This window comes from Mesorhizobium sp. USDA 4132 (assembly GCF_056279545.1).
Genome location: NZ_JBWCCP010000001.1, coordinates 1,956,543 through 1,974,844 on the forward strand (window position 1 = coordinate 1,956,543; position 18,302 = coordinate 1,974,844).

At 62.3% G+C, this 18,302-nt stretch carries 18 protein-coding genes and 1 pseudogene; 16 read left to right on the forward strand and 3 right to left on the reverse strand.

Going from position 1 to position 18,302, the window contains the following annotated elements; all coding sequences use genetic code 11:
• Nucleotides 1-76: 76 nt before the first annotated feature.
• From ACZ9IU_RS10215 to lipA, 11 genes are all read left to right on the forward strand, one after another.
• Entirely contained in the window at nt 77-946 is an 870-nt protein-coding gene (locus tag ACZ9IU_RS10215; protein ID WP_038542626.1) for a VOC family protein, read from the forward strand.
• 3 nt (nt 947-949) lie between these two features.
• On the forward strand, nt 950-1,798 hold the full coding sequence (gene kdsA, locus ACZ9IU_RS10220) for a 3-deoxy-8-phosphooctulonate synthase (RefSeq protein WP_038542628.1): 849 nt from the start codon (nt 950-952) through the stop codon (nt 1,796-1,798).
• A gap of 110 nt (nt 1,799-1,908) precedes the next feature.
• Nucleotides 1,909-3,183: a phosphopyruvate hydratase gene (eno, locus tag ACZ9IU_RS10225; RefSeq protein WP_038542630.1), complete on the forward strand. Its 1,275-nt coding sequence runs from the start codon at nt 1,909-1,911 to the stop codon at nt 3,181-3,183.
• A 163-nt stretch (nt 3,184-3,346) separates the two neighbouring features.
• Complete coding sequence (locus ACZ9IU_RS10230) at nt 3,347-3,664, forward strand: FtsB family cell division protein (RefSeq protein WP_038542632.1); 318 nt, start codon at nt 3,347-3,349, stop codon at nt 3,662-3,664.
• A gap of 194 nt (nt 3,665-3,858) precedes the next feature.
• Nucleotides 3,859-4,929 carry a pyruvate dehydrogenase (acetyl-transferring) E1 component subunit alpha gene (pdhA, locus tag ACZ9IU_RS10235; protein WP_038542635.1) on the forward strand — a complete coding sequence of 357 codons (1,071 nt, stop codon included), beginning with the start codon at nt 3,859-3,861 and terminating at the stop codon, nt 4,927-4,929.
• An 18-nt stretch (nt 4,930-4,947) separates the two neighbouring features.
• Nucleotides 4,948-6,342: a pyruvate dehydrogenase complex E1 component subunit beta gene (locus ACZ9IU_RS10240; RefSeq protein ID WP_038542637.1), complete on the forward strand. Its 1,395-nt coding sequence runs from the start codon at nt 4,948-4,950 to the stop codon at nt 6,340-6,342.
• Between the two features lie 15 nt (nt 6,343-6,357).
• Nucleotides 6,358-7,698 carry a pyruvate dehydrogenase complex dihydrolipoamide acetyltransferase gene (locus ACZ9IU_RS10245; protein ID WP_038542640.1) on the forward strand — a complete coding sequence of 447 codons (1,341 nt, stop codon included), beginning with the start codon at nt 6,358-6,360 and terminating at the stop codon, nt 7,696-7,698.
• 63 nt (nt 7,699-7,761) lie between these two features.
• Nucleotides 7,762-8,400: an SGNH/GDSL hydrolase family protein gene (locus ACZ9IU_RS10250; RefSeq protein WP_038542641.1), complete on the forward strand. Its 639-nt coding sequence runs from the start codon at nt 7,762-7,764 to the stop codon at nt 8,398-8,400.
• Between the two features lie 61 nt (nt 8,401-8,461).
• Complete coding sequence (gene lpdA / locus ACZ9IU_RS10255; protein ID WP_038542643.1) at nt 8,462-9,907, forward strand: dihydrolipoyl dehydrogenase; 1,446 nt, start codon at nt 8,462-8,464, stop codon at nt 9,905-9,907.
• A 74-nt stretch (nt 9,908-9,981) separates the two neighbouring features.
• On the forward strand, nt 9,982-10,227 hold the full coding sequence (locus tag ACZ9IU_RS10260) for a GlsB/YeaQ/YmgE family stress response membrane protein (RefSeq protein ID WP_038542645.1): 246 nt from the start codon (nt 9,982-9,984) through the stop codon (nt 10,225-10,227).
• A 37-nt stretch (nt 10,228-10,264) separates the two neighbouring features.
• On the forward strand, nt 10,265-11,239 hold the full coding sequence (gene lipA / locus ACZ9IU_RS10265; protein ID WP_038542647.1) for a lipoyl synthase: 975 nt from the start codon (nt 10,265-10,267) through the stop codon (nt 11,237-11,239).
• Nucleotides 11,240-11,261: 22 nt separating this feature from the next.
• Here the strand turns inward: lipA and ACZ9IU_RS10270 are convergent, their stop codons facing one another.
• Entirely contained in the window at nt 11,262-11,447 is a 186-nt protein-coding gene (locus ACZ9IU_RS10270) for a hypothetical protein (RefSeq protein ID WP_007758868.1), read from the reverse strand.
• 302 nt (nt 11,448-11,749) lie between these two features.
• Here ACZ9IU_RS10270 and ACZ9IU_RS10275 point away from each other — a divergent pair.
• Both ACZ9IU_RS10275 and ACZ9IU_RS10280 read left to right on the forward strand, forming a co-directional pair.
• A pseudogene (locus tag ACZ9IU_RS10275) lies at nt 11,750-12,339 on the forward strand (P-loop NTPase family protein).
• A 9-nt stretch (nt 12,340-12,348) separates the two neighbouring features.
• On the forward strand, nt 12,349-12,816 hold the full coding sequence (locus ACZ9IU_RS10280) for a type II toxin-antitoxin system RatA family toxin (RefSeq protein WP_038542652.1): 468 nt from the start codon (nt 12,349-12,351) through the stop codon (nt 12,814-12,816).
• Here ACZ9IU_RS10280 and ACZ9IU_RS10285 read toward each other — a convergent pair.
• Together ACZ9IU_RS10285 and ACZ9IU_RS10290 are read right to left on the reverse strand one after the other, a co-directional pair.
• Complete coding sequence (locus ACZ9IU_RS10285) at nt 12,807-13,310, reverse strand: CinA family protein (RefSeq protein WP_038542654.1); 504 nt, start codon at nt 13,308-13,310, stop codon at nt 12,807-12,809. The genes ACZ9IU_RS10280 and ACZ9IU_RS10285 overlap by 10 nt on opposite strands.
• Nucleotides 13,307-14,527, reverse strand: a complete 1,221-nt coding sequence (locus ACZ9IU_RS10290; protein ID WP_038542656.1) for a bifunctional 2-C-methyl-D-erythritol 4-phosphate cytidylyltransferase/2-C-methyl-D-erythritol 2,4-cyclodiphosphate synthase — start codon at nt 14,525-14,527, stop codon at nt 13,307-13,309. Before ACZ9IU_RS10290 ends, ACZ9IU_RS10285 begins: the two co-directional genes overlap by 4 nt.
• A gap of 158 nt (nt 14,528-14,685) precedes the next feature.
• On the opposite strand from ACZ9IU_RS10290, the gene dusB reads away from it, so the two are divergent.
• The 3 genes from dusB to ntrC are packed head-to-tail and all read left to right on the forward strand — an operon-like array spanning nt 14,686 to nt 18,298.
• Nucleotides 14,686-15,705, forward strand: coding sequence for a tRNA dihydrouridine synthase DusB (dusB, locus tag ACZ9IU_RS10295; RefSeq protein WP_038542658.1), 1,020 nt, complete (start codon nt 14,686-14,688; stop codon nt 15,703-15,705).
• Entirely contained in the window at nt 15,702-16,850 is a 1,149-nt protein-coding gene (locus ACZ9IU_RS10300; RefSeq protein ID WP_038542660.1) for a two-component system sensor histidine kinase NtrB, read from the forward strand. Before dusB ends, ACZ9IU_RS10300 begins: the two co-directional genes overlap by 4 nt.
• Nucleotides 16,847-18,298, forward strand: coding sequence for a nitrogen regulation protein NR(I) (gene ntrC / locus ACZ9IU_RS10305; protein WP_038542662.1), 1,452 nt, complete (start codon nt 16,847-16,849; stop codon nt 18,296-18,298). Before ACZ9IU_RS10300 ends, ntrC begins: the two co-directional genes overlap by 4 nt.
• Nucleotides 18,299-18,302: the final 4 nt, after the last annotated feature.

Sequence of the window (18,302 nt, forward strand, 5' to 3'; positions counted from 1 at the left end):
TCTGGTGTCACACCACTTGCGCGGCGCCAGCCCGCTGCCAAAGTAGCTTTGCGATTCCAATTCAGGGGGCCCTCGCGTGAACGCAAGACCGATCGATCATCTCGTGCTGCCGGTGGCGGGACTTACCGCTGCGCGTTCCCGGCTCACGGAGCTCGGTTTTACAGTTGCGCCGGATGCTTTTCATCCTTTCGGCACCGCCAATGCTTGCGTATTCTTCTCGGATGGGACCTACCTGGAGCCGCTGGCTCTTACCAACCGACGCCATGCGGGTGTCGCGGCAAAGCGCGGCAACGTTTTCACCGCCCGCGATCTCGCCTTCCGCAAGACGTCCAACCGGCAGGGCTTTTCCGCTCTCGTTGTCGCGACCCGCGATGCGATGGCCGATCATGCGCGTTTCAAGATGCGCGGCGTTTCGGCAGGCGACGTGCTGGAATTTTCCCGCGGCATGATCCTGGCCGACGGTTCCGAGACGCAGGCGAGCTTCCGGCTGGCATTCGCCGGCGATGACCGCGCGCCCGAGTTCTTCCTGTTTTCCTGCCAGCGCATCAACCCGCTGCCTGCCGACCGCGAGCTGGAGCGGCATGCCAATACCGTTATCGGCCTGAGCGAAATCATCCTGTCGGCCCCGACACCTGCCGATTTCGCTCCGCTGGTCGAACAGGTGCTGCTGACCAAGGCCGCGCCGGAGGCTGCACCGCTCCAGCTTGCCGCGGCCAATGCCCGCATCCGGATCCTGCAGGATCGGGAGCTCGAGGCGGAATTTGCGCTTCAGCCGACCCCGGGCGCCGAAGGACTGCGCGGCCGGGCGGTCATCTTCAAAACCGCCGATCTTGCCGTGACAGAGATCACCCTTGCTGCTAATGACGTCGCATTCGTCCGCCGGGAGGGCCGTGTTCTCGTCTCGGCGGCGCCCGGCCAGGGTGTTTTGTTCGGCTTCGAGGAATAGATCATGGAAGTTACCGCAAACTCCAGCGTCTCCGTCGGCGAAGGAGGCGGCAAGGTGGTTTTCGCGCAGAACGCAAAACTGTCGCTGATCGCCGGTCCCTGCCAGATGGAAAGCCGCGACCACGCCTTCATGATGGCAGGCGCGTTGAAGGAACTCTGCAGCAAGCTCGGCATCGGCCTCGTCTACAAGTCCTCCTACGACAAGGCCAACCGCACGTCGATTTCCGGCAAGCGCGGCATCGGGCTCGAAGAGTCGATGGAAATCTTCGCTGACCTGAAGCAGGAGTTCGGCTTTCCGGTTCTGACCGACATTCATACGGAAGAACAATGCGCTGTCGTCGCAAAGACGGTGGACATCCTGCAGATCCCGGCTTTCCTGTCACGCCAGACGGACTTGCTTGTCGCCGCTGCCAAGACCGGCCGCGTCGTCAACGTCAAGAAGGGTCAGTTCCTGGCACCCTGGGACATGAAGAACGTGCTCGGCAAAATCACCGCGAGCGGCAATCCCAACGTATTGCTGTGCGAACGCGGCGCCTCCTTCGGCTACAATACACTCGTTTCCGACATGCGTTCATTGCCGATCATGGCGTCCATGGGGGCTCCGGTGATCTTCGACGCGACGCATTCTGTGCAGCAGCCTGGCGGGCAGGGAGGCTCTACCGGAGGAGACCGCAGCATGGTGCCGGTCCTTGCACGGGCAGCGGTTGCCGTCGGCATTGCGGGCCTGTTCATCGAAACTCACGAGGATCCGGACAATGCTCCCTCGGACGGCCCGAACATGGTGCATCTGAAGGACATGCCGCAGCTCCTCGAAAAGCTGCTTGCCCTCGACGCCGTCGCCAAGGCGGCTTGAGCGCGTCCACAAAAAGCGCGCAAACTGCTTCGATTGTAATTTTCGTGTCATTGATTATGAGACATTTTCAGTGACCTCGTGACGTCAAGTCCAAACCCAGGGAGAGACCCTTGACCGCCATCACCGATATCATCGCCCGCGAAATTCTCGACAGCCGCGGCAATCCGACCGTCGAGGTGGATGTCTATCTGGAAGACGGTTCGATGGGCCGTGCGGCCGTTCCGTCGGGCGCCTCCACCGGCGCTCATGAAGCCGTCGAACTGCGCGACGGCGGCAAGCGCTACCACGGCAAGGGCGTCGAAAAGGCGGTCGAAGCCGTCAACACCGAGATCTTCGATGCGATCGGCGGTTTCGATGCCGAGAGCCAGATCCATATCGACAAGACGATGATCGCGCTCGACGGCACGCCGAACAAGTCCCGCCTCGGCGCCAATGCCATCCTCGGCGTCTCGCTCGCCGTTGCAAAAGCTGCCGCCGAAACATCCGGCCTGCCGCTCTACCGTTATGTCGGCGGCCCGAACGCGCATGTCCTGCCGGTTCCGATGATGAACATCATCAACGGCGGCGCTCATGCCGACAACCCGATCGACTTCCAGGAATTCATGATCATGCCGGTCGGCGCTGACACGCTGAAGGACGCCGTGCGCATGGGCTCGGAGATCTTCCACGTCCTGCGGAAGGAACTGGCGGCCCAGGGTCACAACACCAATGTCGGCGACGAAGGTGGTTTCGCACCGGGCCTGAAGAGCGCGCCGGAAGCCCTCGATTTCATCATGAAGTCGGTCGAGAAGGCCGGCTATACCCCAGGCGACGACGTCTGCCTGGCGCTCGACTGCGCCTCGACCGAATTCTTCAAGAACGGCAAATATGAAATGGAAGGCGAGGGCCGCACGCTCGAGCCGGAAGCCATGGCCGATTACCTCGCCGAGCTTGCAGCAAAATACCCAATCATTTCGATCGAAGACGGCATGGCCGAAGACGATTGGGCCGGCTGGAAGTACCTGACCGACAAGATCGGCGCCAAGTGCCAGCTCGTCGGCGACGATCTGTTCGTCACCAACTCGTCGCGCCTGCGCGATGGCATCAGGCAGGGCGTCGCCAATTCGATCCTGGTCAAGGTCAATCAGATCGGCTCGCTGTCGGAAACGCTCGATGCCGTCGAGACTGCCCACAAGGCGGCCTACACCGCCGTCATGTCGCACCGCTCGGGCGAAACCGAAGACTCGACGATCGCCGATCTCGCCGTCGCCACCAATTGCGGACAGATCAAGACCGGCTCGCTGTCGCGCTCCGACCGGCTTGCCAAGTACAACCAGCTTATCCGCATCGAGGAAATGCTCGGTCCGCAGGCCGTTTATGCCGGCCGCAGCGTCCTGAAGGCCTGACAGCCTCCCAGGTTCGACATTTTCATGGAAGCCCGCGCCGAAAGACGCGGGCTTTTTTCGGACTCGATTCTGGTCAACGATTGCTTAAGCAAGTTCTGCGAATTTGAAGCTCTGTTTCGGATCGATTTGAGATCCCGTAAGCGTGGCAAGGCGTTAGAGCGGTATGTGGACAAAGCATCATAAGAAAAGAAAATTCGGCCGTTTTGTTCTTCCCGCCATCACAGTCGCGTTTCTTTGCTACTTCGGCTATCATTCCATCCATGGCGATCTCGGGCTGATCGCCACGGAGGAATTCGAACGTCAGCGGCAGGCGCGTGCAGGCGAGCTCGCAAAGTTGACCGCTCGGCGCGAGACGCTGGAGCGGCAGGTTCAGCTGATGAGCGATGGTTCGCTCGACAAGGATATGCTTGACGAGATCGCCCGTTATCAGCTGAACGTCTCGCGCGGCGACGAAATCGTCATCTTCAACAACTACTTCTAAATTAACCGAAATCCAGTTAATTTCATATTTCTGTAACCTTTTCATAGTGTTGCACGGAATGTGAGCCATGCGTTTATGGCATTGCTGGGGCAGCTTTTCTTGCCTATGGTACGCCCCGAAACCAGAGTGGGAATCTGGCGATATACGTCAGAGCGTAATCTCGCTCTCAACGCAGAACTCAAAGGGAGGGATGAATGGCGCCGACAAAAACCGCGTCTGTATCCGGCCGCAAACCAGCGGCAAAGTCTGCAATCAAATCAGCCTCGAAATCCTCCGCCAAGGAGTTTACGGGCAAAAACACCCCGGATTTCGGCAAGGATCAGGATCTTCACGCCTATCGTGAGATGCTGATGATCCGCCGTTTCGAGGAAAAGGCCGGCCAGCTCTACGGCATGGGCTTCATCGGTGGTTTCTGTCACCTCTATATCGGCCAGGAAGCTGTCGTCGTCGGCATGCAGATGGCGCAGCAGGAGGGTGACCAGGTTATCACCGCCTATCGCGACCATGGGCATATGCTGGCAACCGGCATGAGCGCGCGTGGCGTCATGGCGGAGCTGACCGGACGCAAGGGCGGCTATTCCAGGGGGAAGGGCGGCTCGATGCACATGTTCTCCAAGGAAAAGCATTTCTACGGCGGCCACGGCATCGTCGGCGCCCAGGTTTCGCTCGGAACCGGTCTCGCCTTCGCCAACAGGTATCGTGGTAACGACAGCGTCTCGGTCGCCTATTTCGGCGATGGCGCGGCCAACCAGGGCCAGGTCTACGAGAGCTTCAACATGGCGGCCCTCTGGAAGCTGCCGATCGTCTATATCGTCGAGAACAACCGTTATGCGATGGGCACCTCGACGGCCCGTGCGACGGCGCAGTCGAACTACTCGCTGCGTGGTTCCGGCTTCGGCATCCCCGGCATCCAGGTCGACGGCATGGACGTTCGTGCCGTGAAGGCCGCCGGCGACGAGGCGCTCGAGCACTGCCGCTCCGGCAAGGGCCCGATCATTCTCGAAATGCTCACCTACCGTTATCGCGGCCACTCCATGTCCGACCCGGCGAAATATCGCTCCAAGGACGAAGTGCAGAAGATGCGCTCCGAGCACGACCCGATCGAGCAGGTGCGCCTGCGCCTCATCGAAAAAGGCTGGGCGACCGAAGACGAGCTGAAGGCGATCGACAAGGATATCCGCGACGTCGTTTCGGATAGCGCCGATTTCGCCCAGGCCGATCCGGAGCCGGATCCGTCCGAGCTCTACACCGACATTCTGCTCTGATCGCGGGGAGGGAACCCAATGCCAATCGATATCCTGATGCCCGCCCTTTCTCCGACCATGGAGGAAGGCACGCTCAGCAAGTGGCTGAAAAAAGAGGGTGACAAGGTCACCTCCGGCGACGTGATTGCCGAAATCGAGACCGACAAGGCGACCATGGAAGTGGAAGCCGTCGATGAAGGCGTGATCGGCAAGCTGCTGGTCGAGGCCGGCACCGAAAACGTCAAGGTCAACACCAAGATCGCCGTGCTCCTGCAGGACGGCGAGAGCGCTGATTCGATCGGCTCCGCGGCTCCTGCCAAGGAGGCGCCGAAGGCGGCTCCGCAGGTCGAACAGGAAGAAAAGCCGACCGCGACCGGTTCGGCATCCGCCCCGGTCCCGGCCCAGCCGAAGGTCGAGGCCGCTGCCGATCCGGATATCCCGGCCGGTACCGAAATGGTCATGACCACCGTTCGCGAAGCACTGCGCGACGCGATGGCCGAGGAAATGCGCCGCGACGAGAACGTCTTCGTCATGGGTGAGGAAGTCGCCGAATACCAGGGTGCCTACAAGATCACCCAAGGCCTGCTGCAGGAATTCGGGGCTCGCCGCGTGGTCGATACGCCCATCACCGAACACGGCTTTGCCGGCGTCGGCGTCGGTGCCGCCATGGCGGGCCTGAAGCCGATCGTCGAGTTCATGACCTTCAACTTCGCCATGCAGGCGATCGACCAGATCATCAATTCGGCCGCCAAGACGCTCTACATGTCCGGCGGCCAGATGGGGGCGCCGATCGTGTTCCGCGGCCCGAACGGTGCCGCCGCCCGCGTCGGCGCGCAGCACAGCCAGGACTATGCCTCCTGGTACAGTCAGATCCCGGGCCTCAAGGTCGTCATGCCGTACACGGCTGCCGACGCCAAGGGCCTGCTGAAAGCTGCCATCCGCGATCCGAACCCGGTCGTCTTCCTGGAAAACGAAATCCTCTACGGCCAGTCCTTCGAAGTGCCGAAGCTCGATGATTTCGTCCTGCCGATCGGTAAGGCGCGCATCCACCGCAAGGGCAAGGACGTCACCGTCGTCTCCTTCGGCATCGGCATGTCCTATGCCGTGAAGGCTGTCGCCGAACTGGAAAAGGAAGGCATCGACGTCGAGCTGATCGATCTGCGCACGCTGCGCCCGATGGACCTTCCGACGGTCATCGAGTCGGTCAAGAAGACCGGCCGTCTCGTCACGGTCGAGGAGGGTTATCCGCAGAACTCGATCGGTACTGAAATCGCCACCCGCGTCATGCAGCAGGCCTTCGATTATCTCGATGCGCCGATCCTGACGATCGCCGGCAAGGATGTTCCGATGCCTTATGCGGCCAATCTCGAAAAGCTGGCGCTGCCGAATGTCGGCGAAGTCGTCCAGGCGGTGAAAACCGTCTGCTACAAATAAGGGGAGGATGTTTCGATGCCGATCAACATCACCATGCCTGCCCTGTCTCCGACCATGGAAGAGGGCAATCTTTCCAAGTGGCTCGTCAAGGAAGGCGACAAGGTCAAGTCCGGCGACGTGCTCGCCGAGATCGAGACCGACAAGGCGACCATGGAAGTCGAATCCGTCGATGAGGGCACCGTTGCCAAGCTGGTCGTTGCGGCCGGCACCGAGGGCGTCAAGGTCAATGCGCTGATCGCGATCCTTGCCGCAGATGGCGAGGATGTCTCGGCCGCCGCTGCCGGCGGTGGTGCTTCTCCGGCTCCGAAGGCCGAGGCTGCGCCCGCCCCGAAGGCGGAAGCCGCTCCGGCTCAAAAGGCGTCCGAACCGGCGCCTGCTGTCGCGGCACCGGCTCTGGCGTCTTCGGGTGATGCAAGGCCCTTTTCTTCGCCGCTCGCCCGTCGCCTCGCCAAGGAAGCCGGCCTCGACCTTTCCGCCGTGTCGGGTTCCGGCCCGCACGGCCGTGTCGTCAAGGCCGATATCGAAAAGGCTGTCGCTTCCGGTGGTGCCAAGCCTGCACCGGCTGCCGCTCCACAGGCTGCTGCCGCACCGGCCATGGCCAAGGGTCCGGCGGACGATACCGTCCTGAAGCTTTTCCCCGAGGGTTCGTACGAGCTTCTGCCGCATGACGGCATGCGCAAGACGATCGCCTCGCGCCTCACCGAGTCGAGCCAGACGGTTCCGTCCTACTTCGTCTCGATGGATTGCGAGCTCGACGCACTGATGAAGCTGCGCGCCGAGATCAACAAGTCTTCGCCGATGAAGAAGACCGACAAGGGCGATGTTCCCGCCTTCAAGCTGTCGGTCAACGACTTCATCATCAAGGCGATGGCGCTCGCTCTGCGCGATGTCCCGATGGCCAATGCTTCCTGGACCTCGACGGCCCGCGTGCTGCACAAGCATGCAGACGTCGGCGTGGCCGTATCCATCCCGGACGGGCTGATCACCCCGATCGTCCGCAAGGCCGAAACGAAGACGCTGTCCGTCATCTCCAACGAGGTGAAGGATCTTGCGAGACGCGCCCGCGACAAGAAGCTGAAGCCGGAAGAATACCAGGGCGGCACGACATCCGTGTCCAACCTCGGCATGTTCGGCGTCTCCAATTTCACCTCGATCGTCAACCTGCCGCAGGCCTCGATCGTCTCGATCGGCGCAGGCGTCGAGAAGCCGATCGTGAAGAACGGCGAGATCAAGGTGGGCACGGTGATGACCGCAACCTTCGCCTTCGACCACCGCGTCATCGACGGCGCGCTCGGTGCGGAACTCGCGTCCGCCTTCAAGCGCTACATCGAAAACCCGATGGCGATGCTGGTGTAGTCCGGTATTTCCCTCCCCTTGCGGGGAGGGTGTCCGCAAGGGAGGGGTATCGGAGGTGCGTCCATGAAAACCGTTCTCTGCTATGGTGATTCATTGACCTGGGGTACGGATGTCGCAACCGGCGGCCGCCATGCCTTCGAAGATCGCTGGCCGAGCGTGCTGCAGGCAGCGCTCGGTCCCGCGGTCAATGTGGTGGCTGAGGGTCTTGGCGGCCGTACCACCGCCTATGACGACGGGCTTGCCGATTGCGATCGCAACGGTGCGCGGCTGCTGCCGACCGTCCTTCATAGCCATGGTCCGCTCGAGCTGGTGATCATCATGCTCGGCACCAACGACCTGAAGCCGATCATCCACGGCACGGCCATGGGCGCGCGCCAAGGCGTGAAGAAGCTGGTCAGCCTCGTGCGCTTCCACGACTGGGGCCGGGAATGCGACACGCCGGAAATCCTCATCGTGTCGCCGCCGACGCTCTGCGACACCGCAAACCCAATGACCGGAGCGCTGTTTCGGGGAGGCATCGAGCAGTCTTCGATGCTCGCATCGCTCTATCGGGACCTCGCGGACGAACTAGGCTGCGGTTTCTTCGATGCGGGATCGGTGGCGAAAACGACGCCGATCGACGGCGTGCATCTCGATGCAGAAAATACCCGCGCGATCGGACGCGGCCTTGAGCCGATCGTCCGGATGATGCTGGGTCTCTAGAAGAAGATTTCCCGAGGCGGGCCGCCTGGAGCTGGCTCCCCAATGAGAAGGCAGGAAAGCAATGGCTCAATCCTACGACGTCATCGTTATCGGTTCCGGTCCCGGCGGTTATATCGCCGCCATCCGGGCATCCCAGCTCGGGCTGAAGGTCGCCGTCGTCGAACGCGAGCACCTCGCCGGCATCTGCTCCAACTGGGGCTGCATTCCGACCAAGGCGCTTCTTCGCTCGGCCGACGTGATGCACACCGCGACCCACGCCAAGGACTACGGCCTGACGCTGGAAGGCACGATCAAGCCGGACGTCAAGGCGATCGTCGACCGCTCGCGGGGCATCGCCCACCGCATGAACAACGGCGTCGGCTTCCTGTTCAAGAAGAACAAGGTCGACATCATCTGGGGCGAGGCGAAGCTTTCGAAACCCGGCGAGATCGTCGTGTCGAAGACCACCAAGAAGCCGGTCGAGCCGATCGGTCCGATCCCCAAGAACACGCTCGGCGAGGGCACCTATACCGCCAAGCACATCATCATCGCGACAGGCGCCCGCCCGCGGGCGCTGCCGGGCATCGAGCCGGACGGCAAGCTGATCTGGACCTATTTCGAGGCGATGAAGCCGGAAGAGATGCCAAAGTCGCTGCTGGTCATGGGGTCAGGCGCCATCGGCATCGAGTTCGCCAGCTTCTACCGCACCATGGGCGTCGAGGTCACCGTCGTCGAGATCATGAGCCAGGTCATGCCGGTCGAGGATGCGGACATCTCGGCGCTTGCCAAGAAGCAGTTCGAGCGCCAGGGCATGAAGATCCTGCTCGAGGCCAAGGTTGCCAAGGTTGTGAAGGGCGCCAACTCGGTCACTGCGACGATCGAGCTCAAGGACGGCAAGACGCAGGAGATCACCGCCGACCGGATGATCTCGGCCGTCGGCGTCCAGGCCAATATCGAAGGCATCGGCCTTGAGGCAGTCGGCGTGAAGACCGACCGCGGCTTCATCGTGATCGACGGTTACGGCAAGACCAACGTGCCCGGCCTCTATGCGATCGGCGACGTCGCCGGTCCGCCGCTGCTCGCCCACAAGGCCGAGCATGAAGCGGTCATCTGCGTCGAAAAGATCGCCGGCCTGCCGAACGTCCATCCGATGGACAAGCTGAAGATCCCCGGCTGCACCTACTGCAACCCGCAGGTCGCCTCCGTCGGCCTCACCGAAGCCAAGGCTAAGGCCGAAGGCCGCGACATCCGCGTCGGCCGTTTTCCGTTCGTCGCCAACGGCAAGGCGATCGCGCTCGGCGAGGACCAGGGTCTGGTCAAGACCATCTTCGACAAAAAGACCGGCGAACTGATCGGCGCCCACATGGTCGGTGCCGAAGTCACCGAACTGATCCAGGGCTTCGTCGTCGCCATGAACCTGGAGACGACGGAAGAGGAACTGATGCACACGATCTTCCCGCATCCGACCATTTCCGAGACGATGAAGGAAAGCGTGCTTGACGCCTACGGCCGGGCGCTGAATGCCTGACGAGATCGCCCTGCCGGGGATTGTTCCACGGCCGGGCGGCGCCCATATGAGTGTCTCTGGAACGGGAGCGTAGCATGCAGGTAGGTTGGATTGCGGCGATCATCATCGGCGGCCTGGCGGGTTGGCTCGCCGGCAAGCTGATGGATGTCCGTTTCGGCATTTTCATGAACATCGTCATCGGCATTGTCGGCGCGGTGCTGGCCAACGGCATCTTCAACAGGTTCAACATCCATGTTGCAGACGGATGGCTGGGTTACCTGGTTGCAGGTTTCATCGGCTCCTGCATTTTGCTATTTCTTGCCAAACTCGTCAGGCGCTGACGAACCCCGCGATACAGGCGGTTGAAAGCAGGTTCTTATGGTCACCATCCTCGACACGATCGCATCCGGCGATGAAAAGCGCGTCCGTCATCCGGAAAAGGCCCACCGACCGGACCAGGAAGTCATGCGCAAGCCCGAATGGATCCGCGTCCGGGCGCCGGTCTCCAAGGGCTACCAAGAAACCCGCGCGATCGTGAAGGAAAACAAGCTGGTGACGGTCTGCGAGGAAGCGGGCTGCCCCAATATCGGCGAGTGCTGGGACAAGAAGCACGCCACCTTCATGATCATGGGCGAGATCTGCACCCGCGCCTGCGCCTTCTGCAATGTCGCGACCGGCAAGCCGAACGCGCTCGATATGGAAGAGCCCGAAAACGTCGCCAAGGCCGTCAAGCAGATGGGTCTTAGCCATGTGGTCATCACCTCCGTCGACCGCGACGACCTGGCCGACGGCGGCGCCGAGCATTTCGAGAAGGTGATCTGGGCGATCCGCGCCGCGTCGCCGGCAACCACCATCGAGATCCTGACGCCAGACTTCCTGAAGAAGCCCGGTGCGCTGGAGCGCGTCGTCGCCGCCAAGCCGGATGTGTTCAACCACAACATGGAAACCGTGCCGGGCAACTATCTGACGGTGCGCCCCGGAGCCCGTTATTTCCACTCCGTCCGGCTGCTGCAGCGGGTGAAGGAGCTGGATCCGACCATGTTCACCAAGTCGGGCATCATGGTGGGGCTCGGCGAGGAGCGCAACGAAGTGCTGCAGCTGATGGACGACCTGCGCACGGCCGACGTCGATTTCCTGACGATCGGCCAGTATCTGCAGCCGACCCGCAAGCACCACAAGGTAGAAAGCTTCGTCACGCCCGAGGAGTTCAAGTCCTACGAGACGGTGGCCTATGCCAAGGGTTTCCTGATGGTGTCTTCGAGCCCGCTGACCCGGTCTTCGCATCACGCCGGGGATGATTTCGCTCGCCTCAGGGCTGCACGCGAGAGGAAAGTCCTGGCCGCCGCCGAGTAGGGCGGCGAGCCGGTCGTAAGCCTTATTCGGCTGCCTGAACCTTTTCGTGCTTGTCTTGGCCGCGTCGGCGTTCGCGCAGCGTGAAACGATGTCCGCGTGCTTCGCTCTTCGCCATTTCAATAAGATAGACCAGCATGGGAAGCTGGTTCATGTCTGCAAGCTGCTTTGCGGATTCGAGCAGCTTTATCATCTGCGAGAAATCGTCCATGGATGCTTCTTTCGGGTGCGCCCGGTCTGCTATCGGTTGATTATGCCATTGTACGCTGGCTTGCGACTCTGGATCACTACAACCGGATGAATCCTACATTACATCTTATCAATCTGAATGCCATCTGACATCGACAAATGACCGATGGTTGAACCCGTCACTCTGACATCCGTGTCAAAGCTCCGTCACAATCGCATTCGGCGACCTCTATAGCGCCGTCTGCCCGACATTGAAATCCTCCTGTCATCATCGGCGTCTACCGCCAGTCACGATGCAGCGAGCCTGATTCACGGGAGATCATCATGGATATGGAATCTGGCGTGAATGCGATCCGTTACGTGGGAATTGCCGAAGCAGCAGACAAGGTCTCCAATGCCGACAGAATTCTGGTCATCGGCTGTTCCGGCGGTGGCAAATCGACGCTGGCCCAGAAGGTCGCCCGTCGTTTCGAGCTCACTTACATCTCGATCGACCGCGATGTGCTCTGGTTGCCGGGCTGGGTGCAGCGGGACAAGCCCGAACAGCACCGCCTCATCGTCGAGCTGGCCGCCGGCGAACGCTGATCATGGATGGCACCAATACCTCCACTTTCGACATTCGCGTACCGCGCAGCGATCTGGTCATCTGGGTGCGCATGCCGCGCTGGCTATGCGTCTGGGGAATTCTCAGCCGCCGGATCATGAACAGGGGAGGCACCCGTCCGGAAATGGCGCCCGGTTGCCCGGAGAAGATGGAATGGCAATTCTTCCGCTTCGTCTGGACCTGGGAGAAGGTCTATGGCCCGCGCGTGGCTGCCGGGTTGACGGCATACGCGGGCGACAGGCCGGTTCTGGTGTTGAAATCCCGTCGCGAAATGCGCGATCTTCTTGATCTTATCGGAGCGGGCGCTTAACTCGGGATCATGCCAAAGTTCGAAATCCGCCGTCCCGTGAAGCACAGCGCCGAAAAGATGTACGCGCTTGTCGCCGATGTCGAAAAATATCCGCAGTTCCTGCCGCTCTGCGAAGCGCTGGCCGTGCGTTCCTCCAAGGAGCGCGATGGCAAGACGCTGCTCGTGGCCGACATGACCGTCGGCTACAAGGCGATCCGCGAGACCTTCACCACCCAGGTCCTGCTCAATCCGGCCGAGCGGATCATCGATGTGAAATATATCGAGGGGCCGTTCAAGTATCTCGACAACCGCTGGAGCTTCGAGCCGGCGGCGGCCGGCTCGCCGAATGCAGGCCCAGAGGGGTGCGTCGTGCATTTCTACATCGATTACGAGTTCAAGAGCATGATCCTCGGCGCCCTGATGGGCTCGATGTTCGACCGCGCCTTCCGCATGTTCGCCGAAGCCTTCGAAAAGCGGGCCGACAAAATCTACGCCTGAGCGGCCACCTCGGCCAGCATTTCCAGCGCGGTTCTGACGGTCGCCAGCCTGACCTCGGCGCGGCCGATATCGCCGTAGCGCATTTCCCGATGCTGGACTTTGCCCGAACGGCTTTTCGCCGCCAGATGCACCAGCCCGACGGGTTTTTCCGCCGATCCGCCGCCGGGTCCCGCTATGCCGGTCACCGCAACCGCCACGGCGGCCTTTGAGCGATAGAGCGCCCCATGCACCATCTGCAGTGCCGTTTCCTTCGAGACCGCGCCATGCGTCGCGAGCGTGGCGTCTGTCACCCCGAGCATGTCCATCTTCGCCTGGTTCGTATAGGTGACGAAACCGCGGTCGACGACGGCGGACGAGCCGGAAATCTCCGTCAGCGCCCCGGCGATCAGCCCGCCCGTGCAGGATTCGGCGGTCGCGACCATTTTTCCGCGCGCGCTGAAATCCGTGATGATCCGCCTGGCCTGGTCCTCGATATCGGCGGGAAACAGGCTCATGCGGCGTCTCCGCGATAAATGACGGTCGCCGTGGCGATCGCCGCAATGCCCTCGCGGCGACCGATGAAGCCGATCTTCTCGTTGGTGGTTGCCTTGACCGAGCAGCGGTCGAGCGAAATGCCGAGAATCGCGGAGAGGGTTTCGCGCATCGCCTGGCGGTGCGGTGCGATCTTCGGCGCTTCCGCGATCAGCGAGATATCGGCGTTCATGATCGTGCCGCCATGCTCGCGGACGATCTTCGCCGCATGGTCGAGGAAGATCTTCGACGGCGCACCGCGCCACTGCATGTCGGAAGGAGGAAAGTGGTCGCCGATATCGCCGGCGCCGCAGGTGGCAAGCAGCGCATCGGTCAGCGCATGCAGCGCGACATCCGCATCCGAATGGCCGCTGAGCTTCTGGTCGTGGGGAATGAACACGCCGCAGAGCGTCACGCCGTCGCCAGGTTCCAGCTGGTGCACGTCGTAACCGTTGCCGGTGCGGACATCGGGGAGGGTGGCCGGGAACAGGCTCTGCGAGAGTTTTTCGTCGGCCATGGCGATATCCCGCTTGACGGTGAGTTTGATATTGTCGACCGATCCTTCGACCAGGGTCACCGGCAGGCCGGCCCATTCGGCGATCGAGGCGTCGTCAGTGAAATCCTCGCGGCGCAGTGCGGCCGCTTTTTCGTGGGCGGTGCGGATTTCGGAGAGAAGAAAGCTCTGCGGCGTCTGCGCGGCGTAGAGGCCGGAGCGTGGCACGGTCTCGTGCACCAGCCCGTCGGAACCGCTGCGCTTCAGCGTGTCGCTGACGGGAATGGCCGGCAGCACGCCGTCCTGCCCCTCGTCGAGCGCCTGCGCCACACGCTCGAGCACGCCGTGATCGACGAAGGGACGCGCCGCATCGTGGATCATCACATGGGTGGCCTCGGTGCCGGAGAGGGCGCGCAGGCCCTCATAAACCGAGCGCTGCCGGGTTTCGCCGCCGAACGTGGTGATCACCCCTGCCGCCCCCTGGACGTCGGCCGTTGCCGCCGCAAACAACGCCTCGTCGTCCGGGTGGATGACGACCACGATCGGGCCGCTTCGACGCCACGTCAGAAATCGTTCGAGCGTATGGGCGATGACCGGTCTGTCGCCGATCCGCCGGTACTGCTTGGGACCGTCCTGCAGAGAGCCTGCTCGTTCCCCGCGGCCTGCGGCGACGATGACGATACCGATTGTCATGGAACCGATTGTCATGGCTTTGTCGTCCTCGACCCGTAACTCGTTTTGGATTGACAGGCGCAGAACTATAGGACCAAAAGCCTGAATTCCAGCATGCCGCTCAAAAATAACGCAGTTCCGGAATTGCTCTTGGCAAACGCCCGAGACATGAATAAAAATAGTGCAACTATCTCATGTGCCCGAAAGATCATCATTTGAGTTTCCAAGATCTTGCTAAGCCTTTTCAGATCGGGCCTGTCGCCATTCGCAATCGCGTCGTCCTGGCGCCGATGTCCGGCGTCACCGATCTGCCGTTCAGGCAGCTTGCCTGGCGTTATGGCGCCGGGCTGGTCGTGACGGAAATGGTTGCCAGCGGTGAGCTCATTCTGAACCGCGGCGAATCGTGGGCGCGGCTGAAGGGCGCCGGCATCTCGCCGCATATGGTCCAGCTCGCCGGCCGCGAAGCGAAGCCGATGGCGGAAGCCGCGAAAATCGCTGCCGATAACGGCGCCGATATCATCGACATCAACATGGGGTGTCCGGCCAAGAAGGTGACGGGCGGTTATTCCGGCTCGGCGCTGATGCGCGATCCGGACCACGCCCTGTCCATGATCGAGGCGACGGTCAACGCCGTCACCGTGCCCGTGACACTGAAGATGCGGCTCGGCTGGGACGAAAATTCCATCAACGCGCCGGAGATCGCCCGCCGCGCCGAACAGGCCGGCGTCCGGCTGGTGACCATCCACGGCCGCACCCGCATGCAGTTCTACGAGGGCAGGGCGGACTGGGATGCGATCCGCGCGGTGCGCGACGCGATCTCCATTCCGCTGATCGCCAATGGCGATGTCGAATCGCCCGAGGACGCTCAAGCTATCCTGGCGCGCTCGGGCGCCGATGCGGTCATGGTCGGCCGCGGCGCGCAGGGGCGGCCCTGGCATGTCGGCTGGCTCGCCGGTCATGCGGGGCCTACAAGGTCGGAAATCCCCGGCCTGGTCGTCGAACACTACGAGGCGATGCTGGAGCTTTACGGCCGCGAGGCCGGCCTCCGGCATGCGCGAAAACAGCTCGGCTGGTATCTCGACCGTTATGCGGCCGGCCTGCCGGTCGAAGAAAAGGCCGCCATCATGATTTCGAAAGACCCGGCCGATGTCTCGCGCCGGATGACAGCAGCGCTCGGTGGGCAACCCGTCGACGCTCAGAAGGAGGCCGCATGAGCAAGTCCCAGGCGCAGGATGCCGCGATCGGCAATGCGCTCGCCATGGCGGTCCTCAATTCGGTGCAGAACCCCGTGATCCTGGTCGATGCGGCGGGCAAGGTCGCGTTCGCAAACTGGGAGGCGGAGGCCTTCTTCGGCGCCAGCGCCGCCCATCTCGCCAAGAACAGGATCTCCACCTTCATCCCCTTCGGCAGCCCGTTGCTTGCCCTGATCGACCAGGTGCGCGAGCGCAAGGCGCCGGTCAACGAGTACCGCGTCGACCTGTCGTCGCCCCGCCTCGGCCAGGATAAACTGGTCGACCTCTATGTCGCGCCTGTCGTCAGCGAGCCGGGCTCGGTGGTCGTCGTCTTCCAGGAACGCTCCATGGCCGACAAGATCGACCGCCAGCTCACTCATCGCGCCGCCGCTCGTTCGGTGACGGGTTTGGCCTCCATGCTGGCGCACGAGATCAAGAACCCGCTGTCGGGCATCCGCGGCGCCGCCCAGCTTCTGGAAAGCGTCGTCCCCGACGACGACCGCGCGCTGACCCAGCTGATCTGCGACGAGACCGACCGTATCGTCTCGCTGGTCGACCGCATGGAAGTCTTCTCCGACGAACGTCCGGTCGATCGCATAGCCCTCAACATTCATTCTGTCCTCGATCACGTGAAGGCGGTCGCCAAGGCCGGCTTTGCCCGCAAGATCAAGATTTCCGAAATGTACGATCCGTCGCTGCCGCCGGTCTTTGCCAACCGCGACCAGCTGGTGCAGGTTTTCCTCAACCTCATCAAGAACGCCGCCGAAGCCGTCGGTGACCAGCCGGACGGCGAAATCATGCTGACGACCGCCTATCGCCCGGGCATCAAGCTCTCGGTCGCCGGCACGCGGGACAAGATTTCCCTGCCGCTCGAATTCTGCGTCATCGACAACGGACCCGGCGTTCCGACCGATCTCGTGCCGCATCTCTTCGATCCCTTCATCACCACCAAGACGAACGGCTCCGGCTTGGGCTTGGCCCTGGTCGCCAAGATCATCGGTGGCCATGGCGGCATAGTCGAATGCGACAGCCAGGCGCGCCGGACGATATTCCGTGTTCTGATGCCCATGCACAAGGAAGAGGCCATGGACGGCCGCGCCTTGAACTCCACAGGAAACGTAAAATGACTGCCACGATCCTTGTCGCCGACGACGACGCGGCCATCCGCACCGTTCTGAACCAGGCCTTGACCAGGGCGGGCTACGAAGTGCGCATCACCTCCAATGCCGCCACCCTGTGGCGCTGGATCTCTGCCGGCGAGGGCGATCTCGTCGTCACCGACGTGATCATGCCCGATGAGAACGCCTTCGACCTGCTGCCGCGCATCAAGAAGGCGCGGCCCGATCTGCCGGTGCTGGTCATGAGTGCCCAGAACACCTTCATGACCGCCATCAAGGCCTCCGAAAAGGGTGCCTACGATTACCTGCCGAAACCGTTCGACCTGACCGAGCTGATCGCCATCATCGGCCGGGCACTTGCCGAACCGAAGCGCAAGCCCGCCCGCCTCGACGACGACATGCAGGACGGCATGCCGCTGGTCGGCCGCTCCGCTGCCATGCAGGAAATCTACCGCGTGCTGGCGCGGCTGATGCAGACCGACCTGACGCTGATGATCACCGGCGAGTCCGGCACCGGCAAGGAACTCGTCGCCCGCGCGCTCCACGATTACGGCAAGCGCCGCAACGGTCCGTTCGTGGCGATCAACATGGCCGCCATTCCGCGCGACCTGATCGAATCGGAACTCTTCGGGCATGAGAAAGGTGCTTTTACCGGCGCCCAGAACCGCTCCACCGGCCGCTTCGAGCAGGCCGAGGGCGGTACGCTTTTCCTCGACGAGATCGGCGACATGCCGATGGACGCCCAGACGCGCCTTTTGCGCGTCCTGCAGCAGGGCGAATACACCACCGTCGGCGGCCGCACGCCGATCCGTACCGACGTGCGCATCGTCGCGGCGACCAACAAGGACCTGAAGCACCTCATCAACCAGGGCCTGTTCCGCGAGGACCTCTATTACCGCTTGAACGTCGTGCCGCTGCGCCTGCCTCCCTTGCGCGACCGCGCCGAGGACATTCCCGATCTCGTTCGCCATTTCATGCAGATGGCCGAAAAGGAGGGGCTCGACGGCAAGCGTTTCGACACCGAGGCGCTGGATCTCATGAAGGCCTATGCCTGGCCGGGCAACGTGCGAGAGCTGGAAAACCTGGTCCGCCGCCTGATGGCGCTATATCCGCAGGAGGTCATGAGCCGCGAGATCATCGAATCGGAGCTGCGCTCGGATGTTCCCGACAGCCCGATCGATAAAATGGGCACGCGCAACGGTTCGCTCACCATCGCGCAAGCCGTCGAAGAAAACATGCGCACCTATTTCGCGAGCTTCGGCGACAACCTGCCGCCGCCAGGCCTCTACGATCGCGTCCTGACGGAGCTGGAATATCCGCTGATCCTGGCGGCACTGACGGCCACCCGCGGCAACCAGATCAAGGCGGCCGATCTCCTCGGCCTCAATCGCAACACCCTGCGAAAGAAGATCCGGGAACTGGGTGTCTCAGTCTATCGCAGCTCTCGTGGCGCCTGATGCG